The sequence below is a fragment of the Streptomyces indicus genome (assembly GCF_900100315.1).
GTDB classification, from domain to species: domain Bacteria; phylum Actinomycetota; class Actinomycetes; order Streptomycetales; family Streptomycetaceae; genus Streptomyces; species Streptomyces indicus.
In genome coordinates this window covers 121,271-140,306 of record NZ_FNFF01000016.1, presented here as the reverse complement: position 1 = coordinate 140,306, position 19,036 = coordinate 121,271, and the positions used below count along the sequence as shown (strand labels likewise).

Annotated in this window: 15 protein-coding genes and 1 pseudogene; 11 read left to right on the top strand and 5 right to left on the bottom strand. The window is 68.8% G+C overall.

Annotated features, from left to right (window positions below; translation table 11 throughout):
• Positions 1-23 precede the first annotated feature (23 nt).
• Entirely contained in the window at positions 24-1,085 is a 1,062-nt protein-coding gene (locus BLT97_RS30050) for a PucR family transcriptional regulator (protein WP_093615802.1), read from the top strand.
• A 251-nt stretch (positions 1,086-1,336) separates the two neighbouring features.
• On the opposite strand, the gene BLT97_RS38730 is transcribed toward BLT97_RS30050, so the two are convergent.
• Positions 1,337-2,071: a hypothetical protein gene (locus BLT97_RS38730; RefSeq protein ID WP_245769622.1), complete on the bottom strand. Its 735-nt coding sequence runs from the start codon at positions 2,069-2,071 to the stop codon at positions 1,337-1,339.
• Between the two features lie 68 nt (positions 2,072-2,139).
• Positions 2,140-3,249 carry a DUF4190 domain-containing protein gene (locus BLT97_RS30040; RefSeq protein ID WP_143041411.1) on the bottom strand — a complete coding sequence of 370 codons (1,110 nt, stop codon included), beginning with the start codon at positions 3,247-3,249 and terminating at the stop codon, positions 2,140-2,142.
• Between the two features lie 585 nt (positions 3,250-3,834).
• Between BLT97_RS30040 and BLT97_RS30035 the strand changes: the two genes are divergently transcribed.
• From BLT97_RS30035 to BLT97_RS30000, 8 genes are all read left to right on the top strand, one after another.
• Positions 3,835-5,469, top strand: a complete 1,635-nt coding sequence (locus BLT97_RS30035) for an SPFH domain-containing protein (RefSeq protein WP_093615798.1) — start codon at positions 3,835-3,837, stop codon at positions 5,467-5,469.
• Entirely contained in the window at positions 5,466-6,809 is a 1,344-nt protein-coding gene (locus BLT97_RS30030; RefSeq protein ID WP_093615796.1) for an SPFH domain-containing protein, read from the top strand. The genes BLT97_RS30035 and BLT97_RS30030 overlap by 4 nt, the downstream gene beginning before the upstream one ends.
• A 104-nt stretch (positions 6,810-6,913) precedes the next feature.
• The gene (locus BLT97_RS30025; protein ID WP_093615794.1) at positions 6,914-7,402 is read left to right on the top strand and encodes a hypothetical protein; all 489 of its coding nucleotides are present in this window, start codon (positions 6,914-6,916) and stop codon (positions 7,400-7,402) included.
• A 196-nt stretch (positions 7,403-7,598) separates the two neighbouring features.
• A complete protein-coding gene (locus BLT97_RS30020) occupies positions 7,599-8,177 on the top strand; it encodes a hypothetical protein (RefSeq protein WP_093615792.1) in 579 nt (192 codons plus the stop codon).
• A gap of 335 nt (positions 8,178-8,512) precedes the next feature.
• Entirely contained in the window at positions 8,513-8,932 is a 420-nt protein-coding gene (locus tag BLT97_RS30015) for a hypothetical protein (protein ID WP_093615790.1), read from the top strand.
• Between the two features lie 178 nt (positions 8,933-9,110).
• Positions 9,111-11,270 (top strand): hypothetical protein, encoded by a 2,160-nt coding sequence (locus tag BLT97_RS30010; protein WP_342742791.1) that lies wholly within the window; start codon positions 9,111-9,113, stop codon positions 11,268-11,270.
• Between the two features lie 2 nt (positions 11,271-11,272).
• The gene (locus tag BLT97_RS30005; RefSeq protein ID WP_093615788.1) at positions 11,273-12,289 is read left to right on the top strand and encodes a hypothetical protein; all 1,017 of its coding nucleotides are present in this window, start codon (positions 11,273-11,275) and stop codon (positions 12,287-12,289) included.
• 180 nt (positions 12,290-12,469) lie between these two features.
• A complete protein-coding gene (locus BLT97_RS30000; RefSeq protein WP_218137337.1) occupies positions 12,470-13,096 on the top strand; it encodes a YHS domain-containing protein in 627 nt (208 codons plus the stop codon).
• 95 nt (positions 13,097-13,191) lie between these two features.
• Here the strand turns inward: BLT97_RS30000 and BLT97_RS29995 are convergent, their stop codons facing one another.
• The 3 genes and pseudogenes from BLT97_RS29995 to BLT97_RS29985 form a co-directional block, all read right to left on the bottom strand.
• Positions 13,192-14,052, bottom strand: a complete 861-nt coding sequence (locus tag BLT97_RS29995; protein WP_093615784.1) for an SDR family NAD(P)-dependent oxidoreductase — start codon at positions 14,050-14,052, stop codon at positions 13,192-13,194.
• 39 nt (positions 14,053-14,091) lie between these two features.
• Positions 14,092-14,988, bottom strand: coding sequence for an RNA polymerase sigma-70 factor (locus tag BLT97_RS29990; protein WP_093615782.1), 897 nt, complete (start codon positions 14,986-14,988; stop codon positions 14,092-14,094).
• Positions 14,989-15,089: 101 nt separating this feature from the next.
• Positions 15,090-16,298 (bottom strand): annotated as a pseudogene (locus BLT97_RS29985) (NAD(P)/FAD-dependent oxidoreductase).
• 435 nt (positions 16,299-16,733) lie between these two features.
• On the opposite strand from BLT97_RS29985, the gene BLT97_RS29980 reads away from it, so the two are divergent.
• Positions 16,734-17,951, top strand: coding sequence for a DUF5979 domain-containing protein (locus BLT97_RS29980; RefSeq protein WP_143041410.1), 1,218 nt, complete (start codon positions 16,734-16,736; stop codon positions 17,949-17,951).
• A gap of 16 nt (positions 17,952-17,967) precedes the next feature.
• A complete protein-coding gene (locus BLT97_RS29975) occupies positions 17,968-18,870 on the top strand; it encodes a L,D-transpeptidase (protein ID WP_093615778.1) in 903 nt (300 codons plus the stop codon).
• Positions 18,871-19,036: the final 166 nt, after the last annotated feature.

Below are 19,036 nucleotides of genomic sequence, written 5' to 3'. Positions count from 1 at the left end.
GCGACAGGATCTGAGGTGAAGGCATGACGGGGGCGGAGATCCCGGAGACACATCTTGCGGGGTACACCCGGTGCCTGACGGAGGCCTGCGCGACCGGCCGACGCCTGACCCGCGACGAACTCGAAGGACTACGTACACGCGGAGAGCAGGCCGCGGAGGCCGGGTTCGGACTACGCGCTCTCGTCCGTGCGCACTTGGTCGCAGCTGAGGAGGTACGGCCGCAGTTGCCCGCCACGCAGGCCACCCATCTCCTCGCCGCCGTGGGGCAGGCCGTGGACGCGTTCGCCGAAGGCCACGAACGCGCGCAGCGCCTGGCGATCCGTCAGGAGGAGGCCGCCCGCCGGGAGTTCATCGACGACCTCCTCTACGGCCGCAGCGACCTGGGACGCCTGGCCGAACGCGCCGAACGCTTCGGCCTGCTCCTGTCCCACGCCCATACGGTGGCGGTGGCCGAGGGCCCGGAACCGTACGCCGACGGGTATTCGGCGAGCCGCCGCATCGAAGCGGCGCTCACCGCCCGCTTCGGCCACCGCCGCATCCTGCTCACCACCAAGGACGACCGGCTGATCTGCATCGCGCCCGGCGACGAGTCCGAGGTCGTCACCTACTTCGCCAAACAGGCCTACGCCGCCACCGACGGCGGCCGCGTCGGCATCGGCCGCCCCCACCCGGGCGCGGGCGGCGTCGTCCACTCCTACGAAGAGGCACTCGGCGCCCTCGACCTCGCCGCCCGCATGGACCTCGAAGGACCGGTGCTGCACGCCGCCGACCTGCTCGTCTACCCCGTCCTCGCCCGCGACCGCCAAGCCATGACCGACCTGGTCGAAAGCGCACTCGGCCCCCTCAGCCGGGCTCGCGGCGGAGCGCAGCCGCTGATCGACACCCTGGCCGCCTACTTCGACAGCGGCTGCGTGGCCGCCGAAGCCGCCCGCCGGCTGTCCCTGAGCGTGCGCGCGATGACGTACCGCCTCGAACGCATCCACACCCTCACCGGCTACGACACCGCGAACCCCACCCACCGCTACACCTTGCAGACCGCCGTCATCGGGGCACGGCTCCTCGGCTGGCCGGGCGAAGGCCTATAGGCGGCGGTGAACGGGATCGTGTTGCGGGTGCAGCAGGGATGCCGTTGCGTAGCCGCCGGAACGCGAGGGGTCCTGCAGATGGTCCAGGCGCACGCCGAGCTGGAGAAGCGGTCGCTGCCTGCGACTACGCCGGATCAAGCACACGATCCCTGAACGAGGGTCTACGGGCCGACCGTCGGCGCAGAGACAGCGCGGACGGCAGACGGAGGGGTTTCGCCCCGGAGATCCGATCGTGATCCACCGGACAGGATCTACCACTTGACCTGGTGGAAGTCCATGGTGCCGAAAGTCGTGATGTCCATCGCGTAACTCCATAGTGCGTACTGCTGCTGATCGGCACGTCGATAGGTCTTACCGAAACCGTTGTCGAGGATTTCGATCCAGCCGTCGCCCTGTCCGTAGTGCGTGAACAACCGGTCATTGCGCCGCGATGCGTCCTCTGCGGACTCCGCCGGTGTCTGGTAGATCACCTCATGCAGCCGGCCGCGCCAAAAAGTGAGAAGTAGCCGGCCGCCGGCGACTACGTAGGTGTCCACTATCGCGTCGGGGGTGTTCTCATGAGGGAGCGACGACTTGAGTTCGCCAGGTACCTGCACTTCGTCGGCAGTACACAGCAGCTCCAGCAACGGCAGGTCATCGGTGAGGCAGCCCATGGGGGGCAATCCTAGGCCTGGCCTCGACCACCGGCGGTCCGTACTTGAGGGCGTCCGGTGCCCTGACGAGTGGGACCGGACCAGGCCCTCCTTATCCCGGACCGCTCGCCAGTCAGCGACCCTGAGCAGCAGCCAGGCCGACATCGACACCAAGAGGATCACGATCAGCGGCCAGAGCGCGCCGCGCTTGAGGTGGAAGAGGAACAACTCCGGGCCGTTCATCAGGGCGACCAACCCCAGCAGGGTGAAAGCGCCGACGGCCACAACGCCTGCCAGCCACTGCGCCAGGTAGCGCGCCACGGAACGCGCTGTCTCGCGGTCACGGCGATGCATCGTCCTCACTCCTTGTCTGGCTATGGACGTCATCGATCGAGTTCTCGTCAAGGAGTGCCGGCCCTCGGTCAGGCGACTGCTCGCCCAGGGCTCCCCGGGGCTGTCGCCCCGTCGGGAACCGGCAGTCCAAGTCCTGTGCGAAGGCTCCGTTCCAGCTCCACACCGCGGACGGGGTCCACTGCTGCTCGGCGCATGGCGGTGAGGTAGTCGTTCGCTGTTGCCGCGTTGGCCGCCGTATCCCAATGCGGGACTCCGCGGCGGAGTTCGTCGGCATGCGTCTGGGCCGACTCGCGGACGTCTGCGGGCAGTTCGGCCTCGGTCAGCAGTCGAGCGGTCTTTGACTGCGCGGCCGCCATCGCCTTCGCCCACCGGCGGGCGCCCGACAAGTCGCTCTTCGGTCCCTTGATGGGCATATTCGCCTGGGTCTGTTGCAGCGGTCTGATCGCGTCGAGGTAGGCGCGTTGAGCGGGATCCATCGCGTCGGCGTCCTGGTGGACGGACTGCTCGAGTTCGCCCTGCGGCAGACCGGCCCAGCAGCGAACCGTCCGGTCGCCCCGCTCCCAGCGTTCGCGCTCGGGGAAGTAGAAGAACGTGCGGAGTCCGCCGTACGCGGCAGGGTCGGGGGTGTAGTCGAAAAGGCGGTGGGTGCACTCTTCGACCGCATACCGCTTGATCCACTCCGCGCCGGGATACGTTGCCTTGTCGGGTAGGTGGAACAGGGCGAACACCTCGCCCCGATGCGCCTCGCCACACGGGATCCGCATCGCGGAGAAGTCGTCGAGCTGCTCCCCGTCCTGGGTCGGCTCGTCTCCAGGAGAGAAGCAGTCCCTCTCCTGCAGAGCGTCGATGTGCACGCGCACGCCATCGCCCGCAGTGGGTGCGCCGGCGACTTCTGTCGGCGAACCCGGGCCCTCGGTGGTCCACACCCGGAAGTGGAGCAGGCCGGTGAGGAGTGAGACGGCCAGCGCGAGGACTACACCAGACACGGAGATCCCGGCGATGGCGAGTCCCCGGCCGCGGTGGCCGGTGCGTGCCGTGCGGACCAGGGCGATGATCCCGAGGGGCAGAGCAAGGGGGGCCAGGAGGAGGAGTGAGCACACCAAGGACGCGACGGCGAGGCCATCGACGGGACGGCTGTGCGGCGGTACACGCGGGCCGTACATGGGCGATGTCGTCAAATGCGGACCTCCTCCTGGGCCAGGGGGCGGCTGCTGGGGCGGGGGCGGGAAAGTCAAGGCGGCCTCTCTGGTCGATGGTTGCGGGCGGCGAACACATCGGTACGACGCGTCGGCCTGCAGGGCATCCGCGGATCAGGTGCGTGAGACACACAGCGGCCGCTCCTGACCGAGCTCTGGCCGTCCTCCGCCCCCGGCCCGCGGAGGATCCCACGCCGGCTGACCGGCGGGCATTGCCGTAAGCCAGCAGTCTTGGCGCCGCTTCTGTGCCGATGCCTGCACGGTCCAGGTCCGCATCCCGCGGTGGCGGTGCGCTGAGGGATTCGCCGGCGGATGAGCTCAGAGCAACAAGGTGTGGCCGTATGAAAGAGCAGGATGAGGCGAGAGGCCGTGGGGCCCGAAGAAGGCGAGGCGTAGGGTCCGACCCTGGCAGCGCTCGGGGGTCGATCTTTGCCGGGAGCTGGCATATCCCGGCGCCGTTCGCTCCCGCCATGCTTGCGCCGGTGCCCCTGATCGGGGCAGGCGGCGCACGTGAACGGGCCTGCGCCGGACAGCGCGAGGACACATCGGGGGAAAGCGAGGGACGCCGTGGCACGTACACGGGCACAAACCGTCCGCAGGGCGGTGTCAACGGTGGCCGCGGGAGCGGATCCGCGTCAGGTGGCGGGAGATGAGCTGCGGCGTGCGGTCGGCCGCGCGCCGGGCGAGGGCGGAAGTCCCTTGCAGGAGGAGGGAATCGATCCTGCCGACTTCCCTGCCGCCCGCGAACAGGGCGGCTCGCTGGCCACGGTGATGGTGCAGAAGACCGTGTCGCTCGACGAGGCCGGCGAGGCGCTCAACCAGAGCGAGCAGCAGCGCGAGGGCGGCGAGAAGGTCCATGTGATCTGCCCGATGGTGCTGCCGAAGGGCCGCTCGTTCATCAGCATGCTGCCGGCCCTGTGTCTGCTCGTGCTCGGTGCGATCGGCACCGCGGTCGTGGCGGCCGCGGACGACTCCCCTCTCACGCACCCGCTGTTCGGCCTGCACTACTGGGTGATCGCGCTGGGCGCGGTCGCCTTCGTGTGGTGGCGGCAGGGCATGGTGATGGTGCCGGACGGCTGTCAGGCGCTGATCACCCGCTTCGGGAAGCTGGAGAAGGTGGTCGGCCCGGGACGGGTGACCCTGATCAGTCCGTGGAAGCGGGTCTCGTACATCGTGAACACGACGCGCGAGTATCCCTTCAACGCGCCCGTGCGCGAGGCCCCCACCAAGGGGGGCGTGAAGGCTTCGATCGACCTGTTCATCCAGTTCCGGATCAGCGACCCGACCGAGTTCGTCTACACGCTCGGCGCGGTGCGCGGGTTTGAGGAGAAGCTCAGCAACGCCGTCAGCGAGACCATCCGCAGCCTGATCTACGAGCAGGAGGCGGCGGGGATCTACGACATGGTCGGTGAGGACACCGGACGGCTGATCGAGCAGCTGAATCAGCAGTTCCGGCCTGCGGTCGAGCTGACCAATGCCAACATCACGCACGCCGAGCCGTCCGACCGCGGCTATCGGATGGACTTGGCGGCGCCGGAGATGGTGCGGATGGCCAAGGAGGCCTACACGCACGAGTACGCCCTGATGCTGCGCAAGGAGCAGGACGAGGGCGACCTGAGCCGGGAGCTGGCGACCAGCCAGGAGACGCTGTCCGCGATCCAGGCCGACATCGCGCAGTACCAGGCGCAGATGGACACGGCTGTGGAGCGTGAGACCAACCGTGCGCAGGCCCTGGCCCGGCAGCGTTACGTACAGGCCGAGTCGGAGGCGAAGGCGAACGCCGCGCTTCTTGAGGCGCAGGCCCTGGACATCCGCGCGGTCACCGCGGCCGAGGCGCCGGAGATCCTCGAGTACCGCTATCAGCAGCAGCTCCTCGACACCCTGGAGCAGGTCGCCGACCACCTGCCGCGCCTGGTGCGCATCGGTGGTGCGGACGGCGACGGCGCCGCAGGTGTCGACTTCCTCCAGTTGGCACGGGAGTTGGTGGGCGAGCGCGGCGACGAGCTGTTCACCGAGGCCGACATGGCGGCCGTACGGACGCGGCTGCACGAAGTCGCCGCCCGCATCGACGAGCGCCGCGCACAGATCGAGGAGCTGCTGGCGGCCGAGCGGCCCACCGTGCCGTCGGGCGAGCCGGCGCATCCGGCACCGGACGCCCAACTGCCCGAAGGCCAGGACGACATCGAGGAGGCCGGCGCATGAGCACCGCCCGAACCCACCGACGGTCCGTCATCTCCGAGGCCGTCGCGCCCTGGAGCAGCATCGCCCAACTCCTGCGCGGCGGCGAGGCCGACACCCTCATCCCCGTGATCATCCCGCGCAACAGCCGCCGCCTGTGGTGGATGCTGCCGCTCTGGCTGGGCGTGTTCACCCTGCTCAGCGCCGTGATGCTGAGCCTGCGCGAGGCGGAATCGGACGGCGTCGGCGACCTCGCCTACGGAGCCCTCGCCACGCTCTTCTACACGGCGGGCGCGCTGTTCCTGTTGCTCGGCGCCCTGTGGTGGTGGCGCTCCTCGATCGTCGAGATCGAGCAGGGCACCAACGGCGTCCTGACCCGCTACGGAGCCGTCACCCGCACCCTCGACGCGGGCCGGCACTACCTGTGGCACCCCTGGTCCCGGGTGGACTTCGTGGTCGACACCGCCACCGAAATCCCGTACTCCGCACCGGTGATGGCCTGCCCGACCCAGGAGAACGTGCCGCTGCGCTCGATCGAGGTCTTCCTGAAGTTCCGCATCACCGACGCCGTCCTTTTCGTACGGACCATCGGCGCCGGCAACTTCGACCTGGTGCTGTCCAGCGCGGTCCAGGACGCCATCCGCCAGCGCGCCCGCAAGATGCGCACCGAGCGCGCGTACGACCTGCGCGGCTCGGACGTGGCGGACATGCAGGAGCTCCTCAACCGGCAGCTGGACCGCTACGGCGTCCGTATCACCGGTTGCAACATCCCCGACGTCCAGCTCCCGGCCCAGTACCAGCAGCACCTGGCCACCCGTGAACGTGTCGCCAAAGAGCGCACGGCGTACGAGCAGGAGTGGGGCCTGACCCGCAAGCGGCGCATCGACAGCCTCGGCATGGACATCGAGCGCGCCAAGAAGGTCCGGGACGCCCGGATCGTCGAGGTCAAGGCCGCGCTCAACAAGGCGCGCGAGCAGGTCGCCCAGCTCCTGGAGGAGCAGGAGACCAACGCGCAGCGCGTCCGCTTCGAGATCGAGACCCGCGGCCGCAGCGGTCTGATCTCCGCCGAGAACGAGGCGCGCGCCCAGCGCGCCCTGGCCAAGGCCTACCGCGACAACCGCGCGGTGCTCCAGTACGAACTGGCCCGGCGTCGCCTCGAAGTCGGTGCCGAGCTGGCCTCGAAGGCGCCCCAGCCCGTGGTGGTCCGCACCGACGGGAACGGCGGCGACTCCGCGCTCACCACGCTGCTCGCCGCTCAACTCCTGCCTCGCATCGCGGCATTGCCCGCCGACACGACGCCGACGGATGCGGCGCGGCTCGCCGCCCGCTACCTCGACGGAAGCCGGGACACCGACAGCGACTGACCAGACACCCCGGACCATCTCTCCGGCCCGAGCGAGCAGCCCTCGGCCGGCCCATGACGACACCCATCCCCGGCGGCACCCCGCCGGGCGAAGGAGAGCCAGGCATGTCCGTACGCGACGGAACCCACGAGCCGGTCTTCATCCGCAGCAGGTGGGGCACAAGCCGGTACGTCTACAACCACCGCAACCCAGTCGGTGTCGCCCTCATCATCGGCTCGCTGCTCTTCGCTGGGATCATGCTGTACTCCCTCCAGGCCGGATCCAGTTGGAGCGAGGGCGAACTGCGCGATGCAATACACCAAGCGGTGGAGGAACTCGACGGAGCCGCCGACCCCAACGGCGAGCTCCTCTCCGACTCACCACTCGCAGGCGTGGACGACTACAACCCGTATGCGATGTACGACCAAGGCCTCATCGAGAGCGCCATCGAGGACACCGGCATCGGCGCCCCGCACGGGTTGCTCGTCCAGGACGCCGAGTCCGGGGCCTCGGGGTACGAGGTCACCACACTCGACACCGACAGCACGTACTGCATCCGCCTGACCCACCATGACGGCGTGCTCAGCGCAGGGGTCTCGGACGGTCCCTGCTGAGGCCCACCGGGTCCGGCGTGAGACCCGCGGGATCCGGGAGGAGCACTTCAGGGGCGCGGTTGCGCCGGGAGCAACAGCAGACGCGACAGCAGTACTTCAGCAGGCCGGCTCATCAGCAGACGCAAAGGGAGGCGGGACGGTGGGGTCACGGCAGACACGGCGGTTGATCAGAGCCATGGAGACAGGTGAACCCTGCGTGGCGCACACCCGGTACTCCTTGCGGCCCTACGCGAAGCTGGCCGGAGGGGCGGCGCTCGCCGAACACTTCGGCTACGAGTACGCCGACACCTGGAGCGGCGGCCAGGACGGCACGTATGTCCAGCTCGTGCCCGACCCGACCCCGCAGGCACGCCTGAAGGCGCAGGCGACCAGGAGCCGCTACCCCGACGCGTCGAGCGGCGGGCCGATCCCGGCCGTCGACCGGGCGGCGGTCGAACTGCTCAAGATCCGGATGAAGTTCGACCTGAGCCGCCCCGACCGGGTGGCCGCCACGAAATCCGTCGCGATCGGCGGCGGCCTCGCCTGGGCCATCGGCTCCGCCATCTCCGCCCTCGCCGGAAATTCCGGAGCCGCCCTCGCCTTGGCCGCGCTCGCCCTCCTCTTCCCGCTCATGTACGGCGTGAGCCGCCACTGGACACCCCGCCTCAACGCCCAGTACGCACGCCAACTCACCGCGGCGGGCTACCTCCAGGTCACGGACACCCAGGGCCGCCTGCGCTACATGCCCGGCGGCCGGCTTCCCGGTCACGGCAACCCGTACGCACCCATGAGCTAGTGCCCATGCGGGCCAGAGCTGTCCGGCCCGACGGCGAACAGCACGCCGGCCGCGAGACCGACCCAGCAGGAAGCCAGGGCAATCACCCCAAGTCCCGCCCACAGGATGAAAGGCAAGGACAGGACCGCCACAGTGAGGGCCAAGGCGGGGTGGCGACCCGTGTCCACATGGCGGGCCGCCTCCCCCAGCTCAGGAAACCCCCTTTGGCGCCGCACCTGACGCGAGGCCACCCTTCGAGGCGGCTCAAGGGAGGTAGCGTTCTTGGGATCTTCTTTACTTGCGTGAACACATTTTCGTAGGGTGTCACCACATGATCACTGTCGAGGGGGCGGGCCATGGCCTGGGACGAGTGGGAGTCGATGAAGTCGGATGCTGCGGCCACGCAGGCTGATCGGATGCGTCTCAATGAGCTGGCTCCTCCGGGCGGTGGCGGAGGGACGGCGGATCTGGCATCCACGCCGGCCCAGAAGAAGGCGGCGGCTAACGCGATCGAGCAGCATCTCGAGCCGGATACGAAGAAGGCCGGTGACGACGCCGAGGGCAAGACGAACGCTGCGGTCAAGGAGTTCAGCGGCTGGGATACAGCGGCGGCGTTGAAGAAGGCGCACAGCACGTGGGAGCGGCAGGTCAAGGCGCTGATGGACCGGCTCGGCGGGGACAAGGCCGCGCTGCGCAACACATCGATCCTCTTCCAGAACAACGACATCGGGATCGGGGTGCGAGTCCGCCAGTCCTCCAACCTCGACCACCTCTGACCGCCGGCCGCCGAACACTCCGACGACTTCCACGGGGGAAGACGACGTGCCCACGTACCACGAAGCGATGACCACCGACCTGTCCACGCTCACCACCGCGGCGGACAAGTGGGATGACATGGCGGGCGAGTTCAAGTAGCTCGAGACTGCCTATGAGCGGGATGTCTCGAAGATCTCGATGGGGCAGACCTGGCAGGGAATCGCCGCCGGCGCCGCCAACGACCGCTTCAAGATCACGCTTCGTGAGTATCAGGGCGCGCAGAAGGAAGCCAAGGCCATCGCCGCGCTACTGCGTGACGCCCACACCCAGTTCGCCGACCTGCGCGGCAAACTCAAGTCCGTACGAGCCGACGCCATCAAGGCCGGTATGACGGTCTCGGAGCAGGGATACGTCACCTTCGACACCGCGAGTCTGGACGCGGCGACCCGCAACGCGTATCACCACGACCCTGACTACCAGGCTTCCGCCCGCAAGGCCGTGGGTGAGTGGAACGAGGCCATCTCGGCCGCGGTCAAAGCCATCACCGATGCCGACGCGGGCGTCAAGCTCGCCCTCGAGGCGGTGGTCATCGACCGGGACGCGCGGGACGGCACGTTCAACGGCTTCAACCACGAGGCCAAGTCGGACATCGAGCAGTACGAGGCCGATCACGCGGCGGACATCGCCACCCGTATCAACGGCGGCGAGAAGGTCTCCGCGGCGGAGATGGCCGAGCTCAAGCGGACGTTCCGCGACAACTCCGACGACCCGAAGTTCTCCCAGACCCTCCTCAACAGCCTCGGCGCGTCGGGCACAGTGAAGTTCACCAACAAGCTCAACGACCTGGCCTACTTCGACGACAAGGACCGCAAGGGCGACTACCTCGGTCTGCAGAAGGGCCTCGCCACGACTTTGGCGACCGCCACCAAGGACCCGGATTCGAAGTTCTACAAGGACTTCCGGGCCGATCTGAAGAAGACCGGACTCGAGCAGTACGACCTGAAGGCCGTCGGGGAGCACATGGACGCCGGCCGCAAGGGCCACGACCAGCAGATCCGCGGATACCAAGCCCTGGTGACCATGATGCAGCACGGCGACGGGTACTCCACCCAGTTCCTGAGCGACGTCACCGACGACATGATCGCCGCCGAGAAGAAGGACCCCCATGTCTGGGACCTGTACGGCGACTTCAGCGGCAAGGGCACGAGCTGGTTCGCGCACGATCCCGTCGACGGCGCCCTCGGCATCATGAGCAAGGATCCCGCCACTGCCACGGCCTATCTCGACCCTGGAGCTTCCGGCGAGGACGCCGAGCACCGCAGCAACGACCGGCTTCGCTATCTCATGGACCGCGACAGCGATTTCGTGAACAACAGCACGTGGGGCGGCCCGGGCGGCAACATCGAGTACGAGGGAGCCGACTCCCGGGACACGGCCATCGCGGACAGCCAGAAGGGCTTGGGCCTGGCGCTCGAAGCGGCGAGCACCGGACGCGAGCCCAACGCCGCCGGGGCCGAGTTCGGGCACCACACGGAGGCCCAGACCCGCGTCATGCAGGACACCATCGCCCTCTTGGACCAGGACGGGAAGGGCGACACGGTTCCGGAGAACATGAAGGTGCCGCTCGGCCGGGCGCTCGCCGACTACACCGTCGACACCCACGCGATTCTCAGCGGCACCGAGAAGAGCAGCCCCGAAGGACTTGCTTCCATCAACGCCAACGGTGACGACTCGAGCATCACCAACAACAAGGCCAGTCTGCTGCGCGTCATGCGGGGCGTGTCGGACGCGGAGTACGGAACGACGCCCGACGGCGATCCCGTCCTCGTCCACGACCTCCTGTACGAGAACCAGAAGCTCTACTCCGCCGAATACCTGGACACGGCCAGGACCGCCCCCGCCGACCAGCAGAACAACGTCGTGGGCGACTGGGACAACAAGGCCCGCCACGTCGGAGAGGTCTACGGCTCGATGACCGCGATCGGAGCCGACATGATCCTGGACGACCGTGACGCCAAGATCGGAAAGCTCAACGACGACATGCGCTACACGTACCACGGCGTGGGCGGGCTGTTCACCCAGATCCCCGTCGTGGGCGACCCGATCCAGCGCATGGTCGACGCGGCCACCTACGAATACTCCAAGGACGTGGCGGCCGCCGCCGAGGACGCGGCGAGGTCCCAGGACAGCACCGCCTCGTCGGCCGGCATCGGCGGCACGAACGCGCTGCTCCAGGGCTGGGGCAGCACGCACGGCATCGCCGATACCGAGGCACACAAGCACGCCATGGGCGAGGCGAAGCAGAGTTTCATCACCGGGCGCGAGGACGCCTTCACCGCACTGCGTACAAGGAAATGAACATGACGAACAGCAGCGGCCGACCCCGACGGCGCCCCGGCCCGAAGATCATTGCTCCCGCCCTGGCGGTGGTCATCGCAGCGGTGGGCGCGCACCTCTGGCTGAACACCAACCTCTTCGCCAAGGACAGCGTGTGCGGAGGAATGGTGCCCACCGCATCGGCCGATGCCGTCTTCACCGCGTCAGGCCGCGTGACCGACGGGGTGGCCCTGGATGCCTCGTCCAGTGACCGGCTCGACTTCACCTGCACCGTGGACAGTTCGTCCTTCCTTCCGGGCTCCGAAACCGAATCCCTGCGGATCTCGGCAGACCGCGAACGCGGTGACGTCGCCTTCATGGAAGGGCGCTGGCCCAGCCCCGCGCGGATGTCCTACTTCGCCGACGGCGCCACGGGCGCTGTGGGCGCGGACCACGGCTGGGTCCTGCTCCCCGAAGCCTGCACGACACAGGACGGACCGGCCATCGTGGAGGCGTACGCCCCGGAAGGCTCGGATCCGAAGAAGGTCGCCCGGCTGCTGACAGAGGTCGCCAACAAGGCAGCCCAGCAGGCCGACTGCGCGAGCGGCAAAGCCCTCACCGCACCCGATTCCCTCGTGGCCGCCCCGAAGCCTCAACCGGTGACGGGCGACGAAATCTGCGGACTTCAAGGTCTGCGATTCCCCGGCCAGAAAGGCCAGTCGAAGATCAGCGAATGGATCCAGGACCGCTCCGAGCACACCTGGTCCTGCGAGGTCGAAGAGCATGCCGTGTTCAGCGTGACCCAGGAGCCGCACCTCATCGCTGCAATGCAGGCCTCCCCCGCATACGAACCGCAGCCGCAGGTAGCCGGGCACAAGGTGTCGGGCTTCGACTCCCAGCATGTGGTGGCCGATTGCTCGGGAACGCCCACGTACTTCTCCATGGAAATCGGCCAGAAGTACCACGACGCCATGGGACAGCCCGGCACGCCACGGAGCAACGCGATGTTCGAGAACTTCGTCGACGTCGCGGGCCAACGGTTCGGGTGCGCCTCGCGCTAGCCGCACCACGAGTGCCACGGCAGTACGCACGGGTACTCACTACTCCCCTCGCACTATCTCCGGCCCGGTCCGCCCGTACGATGCCGCGTCCGTCATGGACGGGCACGGTGGGCACATGGTTTCCACGCTGACGGCAGGTGGCGGACAATGTTGCTGATCGACGTATACGTTCCTCGCGGCGTGCTGGGCGAACAGGAGCGCGTGCACATGGGCCGACGGATCATCGATGCGCTGATGACCGAGGACGACAGTCACGCCGTCGAAGTGCTCGATGCACAGCGCCTGCTGACGCACGTGCTGGTACACGAGACGGCGTCCTGGATCACAGGAGAGCGCCCCGCAGCTGATCCGGCGGATCCGCCCCGCTTCCTCGTCCGCGTCACCGTTCCCGCCTCGTGGCGCAAGGAAGCGAGCTCGTACTTCATCCGCACCATCACCGAGGTGCTCGCCGCGACGGAGCAGCAGGCCGGGCGGGACGGCGCGCGGCTGTTCCAGGCCCCGCACGCGATCGTCCTGGTCAACGGCATCAGCGAGGGTGGTGTCGGCCTGCACGGGCAGGCCATGGGCAGCCTGGAGCTGACGGAACTCATCAGCCGGCCCTACCGGGACCGACACGACGCCGAGACGCACGCTTCGGCACCTGGCAGGGACGCAGGCCTGCTCATCGACCCCGTGTGCGGGATGAGCGTGCGGCTCGAGGACTCGCCGCTCACGCTGGTCCACGAGGGCAAGCTGTACGCCTTCTGCCACGGAATGTGCCGACGCTCGTTCGCCGACGAACACGGAGTGCCGCTCGCCGGCCCCTGAGCGCCTCGCGGGAGGCAGCCGCAGGAGAACAGCCTTCGCGGGACCAGGAGTCCGCCACGGCACGCGATGCTCGTGGCGGACCTGTTGGTGAGCTCCTACGAGTCTGCCGGGTACGGCGCATTGGCGTTGGCCAGCGCGGCGACGCGCTCGTCCCCGGTTGCCTGGTCAGCGGGTTCGTCGTGGAGGTCGATGCCGCCGGCCAGCCAGCCGCCGTCGATGGTGAAGACGCTGCCGGTGATGAAAGCGGCGTGGTCGCCGGCCAGGAACGCGACCAGGTCGGCGACTTCCTCGCTGCGTCCGGGTCGGCGCAGGGGGAACCGGTCGGCGAGATCGAGTTCCTCGCCCATCTGCGCCATTAGTTCGTTGCTGGCGATGTAGCCCGGGCAGACGGTGTTGACGCGGATACCGACGGACCCCAGCTCCAGGGCAGCCGACTTGGCCAGACCGATCACGCCGTGCTTCGACGCCGCGTAGGCCGTCGACATACGGGCGCCGGTGAGTCCGGCCGCCGACGAGGTGATCACGATCGAGCCACCGCCCGCGTCGCGCATCGCCCGGCCCGCCGCCTGCAGACCGAGCATGACGCCGCGCAGGTTCACCGCCATCGTGCGGTCCCATTCCTCCAGCGGATAGTCCAGGATTCCGGCCCAGTGCCCTGTTCCAGCGTTGAGGTGGGCGATGTGCACGGCGCCGTAACGGGCGACCGTCTCGCGCACCATCTCGTCATTGTCCGCCTGCGATGTCACGTCGACGCGCAGCCCGAACGCCTCGCCTCCGCCGGCCCTGATCTTCTCGGCTGTCTGCTCGACATTCTCGACGGTGCGTCCGGCGCAGCACACCCGCGCGCCCAGGGCCGCCAGCGTCATCGCAGTCGCCGCGCCGATACCGGACCCCGCCCCGGTGACGACCGCCACCTTCCCGGCCAGCTGTACTGGTCCTCGCTCTGCTGTGACCATCGATTGCTTCCTTCCTGATCAACTTCGGGTGCGTGGCTCTCAGTGCAAGGTGAGCGGGGTCGCGGAGGCGACGTGCGTCAGCTTCTCGGGATTGCGCACGTAGTAGAGGCCGGTGATGCGGGCGTTCGCGACGCTGATCGCCATCACGCCGTCGAGTTCGCCGTTCAGGTACACGAGCAGCGCCGCATGGCCGTTGATCGAGGTCGGCTCGGTGGAGATCTCGCCCTCCACCTTGCCGATCCCGCCACCGAACATCCGGGACACCCGCTCGGCGCCGGCAACCGGCCGCAGCGCCGCGTGCCTGATGCCGCCGCCGTCGCTCATCAGGACGACGTCGGGGGCAAGCACGTCGAGCAGGGCCTGAGGATCCCCGGTTTCGACGGCATGCCGGAACGACGTCAGGACCGTCCGGCTTTCGGCTGAGGACACCGCCCGACGAGGGCGGCGGGCATCGACGTGCCGGCGGGCGCGATGGGCGATCTGGCGGACGGCCGCCGGGCTCTTGTCGACTGCGGCGGCGATCTCGTCGTAGTCGATGTCGAAGACCTCGCGCAGGACGAAGACCGCCCGCTCGGTGGGCGACAGCGTCTCGAGCACGAGCATCAGGGCCATCGACACGCTTTCGGCCAGCTCGACGTCCTCGGCCACATCCGGTGCGGTGAGCAGCGGCTCCGGCAGCCAGGGGCCGACGTAGGATTCGCGGCGGCGTTTCACGGTGCGGAGCCGGTTGAGTGCCTGGCGGGTGGTGATCCTGACGAGGAAGGCGCGCCGGTCGCGCACCGCCTCCTGGTCGGCCCTGACCCACTGCAGCCATGCCTCCTGGAGGACGTCCTCGGCGTCGGCTGCCGAACCCAGTACCTCGTAGGCGACGGTGAAGAGCAGATTGCGGTGGGCGAGGAACGCCTCGGTCGCCGGGTCGTCGGCATCGCCGCTCAACTCTGGTCCTCTCTCTCGGTCCTGCACGGTCGGCTGGGCTGACTGGGTTGAACGATCGCTCGCGCGGGCGGCCGTGGCGAGATCCTTGCAGCGCGCACGGGTCAGGCCTGCTGGTCGGTCGCGGCCGGCGTCTGGACTTGCTGGGCACTGAGGATCTGCCGGCGCTTGGCTGCGCCGCCGGGCACACGGTGAAGACGGAACGAGCCGGGCTTACGGGCCTCGCCGCTGAGGTGGCCGGGGATCGCCTCGCAGACCTTCTCCTTGATCCTCGCGCCCAAGCCTGCGTCGATGTGCACCCACACCGCGACGTCGGACCGGTTGGCGAACTGGTAGATCCCCGCGCTCCGGCCGAGGCTGATGCACTGGGCGTACAGGCCCTGATGGAGGAGGTCCGGCCGGCGGCCCGCGATCCTGCTGAGCACGGTGTCGGCGGCCCGCGCACCCAGCGGTGTGGCGTTCAGGCAGCTCATCCGCAGGGGCTGACCGGACGGGGCGGCCGAGTCCCCGGCGGCCAGGATGCGCTCGTCGTCCACGCTCGTCAGCGTCTCGTCCGTAAGGAGGCGGCCCACGCCGTCGGTGCTCAACCCGCTGCGCGCGGCCAAGTCCGGGACACCGAAACCCGCGGTCCATACGGTGACCTCGCTCGGCAGCTCGCGCCCGTCGGCGAGCTGCACGGCCGCGCGGGTCACCGCCGCCACCTTCGTGCCGGGTCCGTCGACGACCGTCACCCCGAGCTAGGCCAGCCGCTTGGCGACCGAACGCCGACCGCGAGTGTGCAGGTACGGGCCGAGAATGCCACCGCACACCAGCGTGACGGCGCGCCCTGTGTCCGCGAGTTCGGCCGCGGTCTCGATGCCGGTGGGCCCGGCGCCGACCACCGTCACCGGGGCACTGGCGGGGGTGGCGTCCAGAGCCGCACGCAGCCGCTGCGCCTCCTCCAGCGTGGCGACCGCGTAGGTGAACTCGGCCGCGCCCGGCAGGTCTGGCTCCGCGCTGCCGCTGCCCACGGCGTAGATCAGATAGTCGTAGTCGAGCGTGCCTCCGGCCTCCAACGTCACGCTACGCGCCGGGGCATTGATCCGCGTTACGACGTCGACCACGAGCCGAACCCGCTCGGCCAGCACGTCCTGGAACGCCACGACCGCGTCGTGGGACCCGCCCACCAACTGGTGCAGGCGCACACGATGGACAAGATCCGGACGCGGGTTGACCAACGTCACCCTCACGTCGCCGTGCTGCGTCAGCCGGTTCGCAGCCATCACGCCCGCATATCCCCCACCGATCACAACCACTCGCGTATCGCCTGTCATGGTGCCTCCTCCGCTTCCCTGTGTTCGGCCATAAGTCACCGCACCACTGACCGCTGTGACACGTTGTGAAGCAGATCACTCAGCGGAAGGGGCCCGTCCGAGGCTCGACCGCCCGACCGGCGGGATCCCCCGACATCCCCGGCGGTCGCCGTGGCCTCATGGCCCCTCGACCCGGCGGCAGCACCGCACGACGAGGCGGACTCCGCCTGCTTCACGTAGGCCTCCAGCGAATGGGCACCGCAGAGCCATAACCAGCCGCAACGGAACCGGCGAGGTCCGGTGGGACGCAGGCCGCCGGAGGCGCACCGATCCCCCCTTGGGCAAGGCATCGGTCATCTGGCCAACGCACGATCGGGCGCTCTCCGCATGCCCATGAGCCAGCGACCACGAATTCTGGAGCTCCGGACACTTTGTCGATCGAGAGAAGCCCTGCCGATGTCTTTCGCATCCCGGACGCACAGACCCGCAGGGCTCCGCCGCTTCGTGGAGGTGACGGCGCTTCCGGTGGTGGCGCTGGCCGTCGTCGTGGGCGGCGCGCCCGTCGTAGTCGCGGATGGACCGCTGGGCTCGACGCCGAACGACTCCCGCGCGCAGTTCGTGGACGAGAACATCCGCAACTGCTCGGACGCCGGATACCCCGACGACATCCAGATCTACGGCAACGAGGCCGAGGACGCCGGTGACGCCTACGTCCAGGGCACCGGCACGGGATCGAGCCCCACGATGGTCAACGTGGCGATCACCGACGCGGGCAAGAGGGCAGGCGTGGTGATCGACGCCGTCGTGATCAAGGGCGGCACCGGCTCGAACATCTACAAGGCACCCCACATTCCGCCGGACCTGGAGCCGCCGCAGAACTACAAGTCGCCCACGAACAACGGCGGCAACACCGCCGACGTCAGCCACTACCTGATCTGCTATCACCTTGAGGACCTGCCGACGGTCACCGCAGGAGCACTCCTCGTCCTGAAGAAGGTGACGGCCCCTGAGGGCGGCACCAAAGAGACGATGCCGACCTCGTACACCGCGGATGTCGAGTGCACCACTCCCTTGGGCACCTCCGTGGAGGACACCCTGACCTTCGGCTCCGGGGGCGGAATCGCGCGGACCTCGTCGGGTGGTGTGGTCGTACGGAACGTCCCCGCCGGTTCCACCTGCATGGTGACCGAGAACGGAACCAGAACGTTCCCGGAGGGAGCAAAGGTGACCTACCAGCCCGCGGACGCGTCCAGCGGCTTCGTGACCGGCGTGAGCTCCGTCGTCGTGATCAGCAACGACTTCTCCGGCAGCGAGGAGGCGACCGGCTCCTTCACCGTCACAAAGGCCGTCGTGCCGCCGCCGTACGGCCCGGTCCCGAGCACGTTCACCGTCAACTACCTGTGCCAGGACGGGACCAAGGGGTCGCTGAAGCTGAAGGCCGATCAGTCCGCGACGGTCGACGGCATCCGCGCGGACTCGTACTGCGTGGTCCGTGAACCGCTGCGGACCCTGCCCAAGGGCTGGACAGTCAGCTACTCCGTCAACGGCAAGCAGACCAGGCACGCCCAGCTGTTCCGCGTCGGCGACGACGCCAAGGTCGAGATCATGGTGACCAACACCGGTACGGGCGCGGGGCCGACTCCGCCACCGGACAAGGACAAGCAGCCGGCGTGACGGGCTCGTTCACGCCATGACACGCACGCGTCTCGTGAAGGCCGTCGCGACCGCGCTGGCCCTCGCATGCCTGCCCGCGGGTGGCTCCGTATCCGCGTACGCCGTTACGCACGCCGATACGGATCCGCCTCCGCCGCTGCACTCCCGCTCCGAGTTGCCGTTCCTGGAGAACACGCCGGATCAGTGGATGCCTCCCGACCTGCGTGTCCCGGGCGCACGACCGCGTGCGCCGCTTGGTGAGCCGTTTCCGCAGCTCGCCAAGTACCGGGATCTGCGAGAGCTGGAGGTGAGTCCGCCAGGTGAGGAGGGCCGCAACGCGCCGTTCTGCACCGGCAGAACCGGCCCGTATCAGAAGGAGTTGGAGCGCTTCCTCAAACTCACGCCGGTCGATGGCAAGCAGTCCGGGAAGGACTGTGCGGCGATCCAGAGGTACCAGACTGCGCGCAAGATCCAGCCGCGAACCGGCTATGCAGGGCCCGTCACCTGGGGCGCCGCCACCCTGGAGTGGGCACGGACGCACCCCGACACGGGTGGCCGCTGCCCGCCGCGCCGGGGCCGGGTCGCCTGCGTCGACCTGACCCTCCAGCTGATGTGGGTGCAGCAGGGCAGGAAGGTGGTGTTCGGGCCTGTCGCCGTACGGTCCGGAAAGCCCGGCTACGCGACTCGCACCGGCACGTTCGCCATCGGCCGGCGCAATGCTGCGCACACCTCGACGCTGTACCAAGCGCCCATGCCCTACGCCCAGTTCTTCTCCGGCGGGCAGGCGTTCCACGGCCGCTACCGCACCATCTACTACGAACCGGGCTCGCACGGCTGCGTCAATCTGTCGTACCGCAACGCCCAGCGGCTGTGGAGCACCCTGCGGGCCGGCGACACCGTGGTCGTCTTCGGACGCAAGCCGCCCGCCCGGCGGTGGTAGACACAGCTCCCTGACCAGCAACCGGTCGGACGCCGCAACGGAAGCTCGAGGCCGGTCAGCGTGGGCCTCGCCGTCCGGTGTAAAGGCCACGAGCGCCCCGATGACGAATGCGTCGCGTCCCATGGCCACCACGATCCATCTTCTCGCCTGATACCTGCGGAACAGC

What these genes read in the sequence shown, in the direction of transcription:
- BLT97_RS30050 (WP_093615802.1), top strand. Translation starts at nt 24, where the DNA reads ATGACGGGGGCGGAGATCCCGGAGACACATCTTGCGGGGTACACCCGG.
- BLT97_RS38730 (WP_245769622.1), bottom strand. Translation starts at nt 2,071, where the DNA reads ATGCATCGCCGTGACCGCGAGACAGCGCGTTCCGTGGCGCGCTACCTG.
- BLT97_RS30030 (WP_093615796.1), top strand. Translation starts at nt 5,466, where the DNA reads ATGAGCACCGCCCGAACCCACCGACGGTCCGTCATCTCCGAGGCCGTC.
- BLT97_RS30025 (WP_093615794.1), top strand. Translation starts at nt 6,914, where the DNA reads ATGTCCGTACGCGACGGAACCCACGAGCCGGTCTTCATCCGCAGCAGG.
- BLT97_RS30015 (WP_093615790.1), top strand. Translation starts at nt 8,513, where the DNA reads ATGGCCTGGGACGAGTGGGAGTCGATGAAGTCGGATGCTGCGGCCACG.
- BLT97_RS30010 (WP_342742791.1), top strand. Translation starts at nt 9,111, where the DNA reads ATGGGGCAGACCTGGCAGGGAATCGCCGCCGGCGCCGCCAACGACCGC.
- BLT97_RS30005 (WP_093615788.1), top strand. Translation starts at nt 11,273, where the DNA reads ATGACGAACAGCAGCGGCCGACCCCGACGGCGCCCCGGCCCGAAGATC.
- BLT97_RS29995 (WP_093615784.1), bottom strand. Translation starts at nt 14,052, where the DNA reads ATGGTCACAGCAGAGCGAGGACCAGTACAGCTGGCCGGGAAGGTGGCG.
- BLT97_RS29980 (WP_143041410.1), top strand. Translation starts at nt 16,734, where the DNA reads ATGTCTTTCGCATCCCGGACGCACAGACCCGCAGGGCTCCGCCGCTTC.
- BLT97_RS29975 (WP_093615778.1), top strand. Translation starts at nt 17,968, where the DNA reads ATGACACGCACGCGTCTCGTGAAGGCCGTCGCGACCGCGCTGGCCCTC.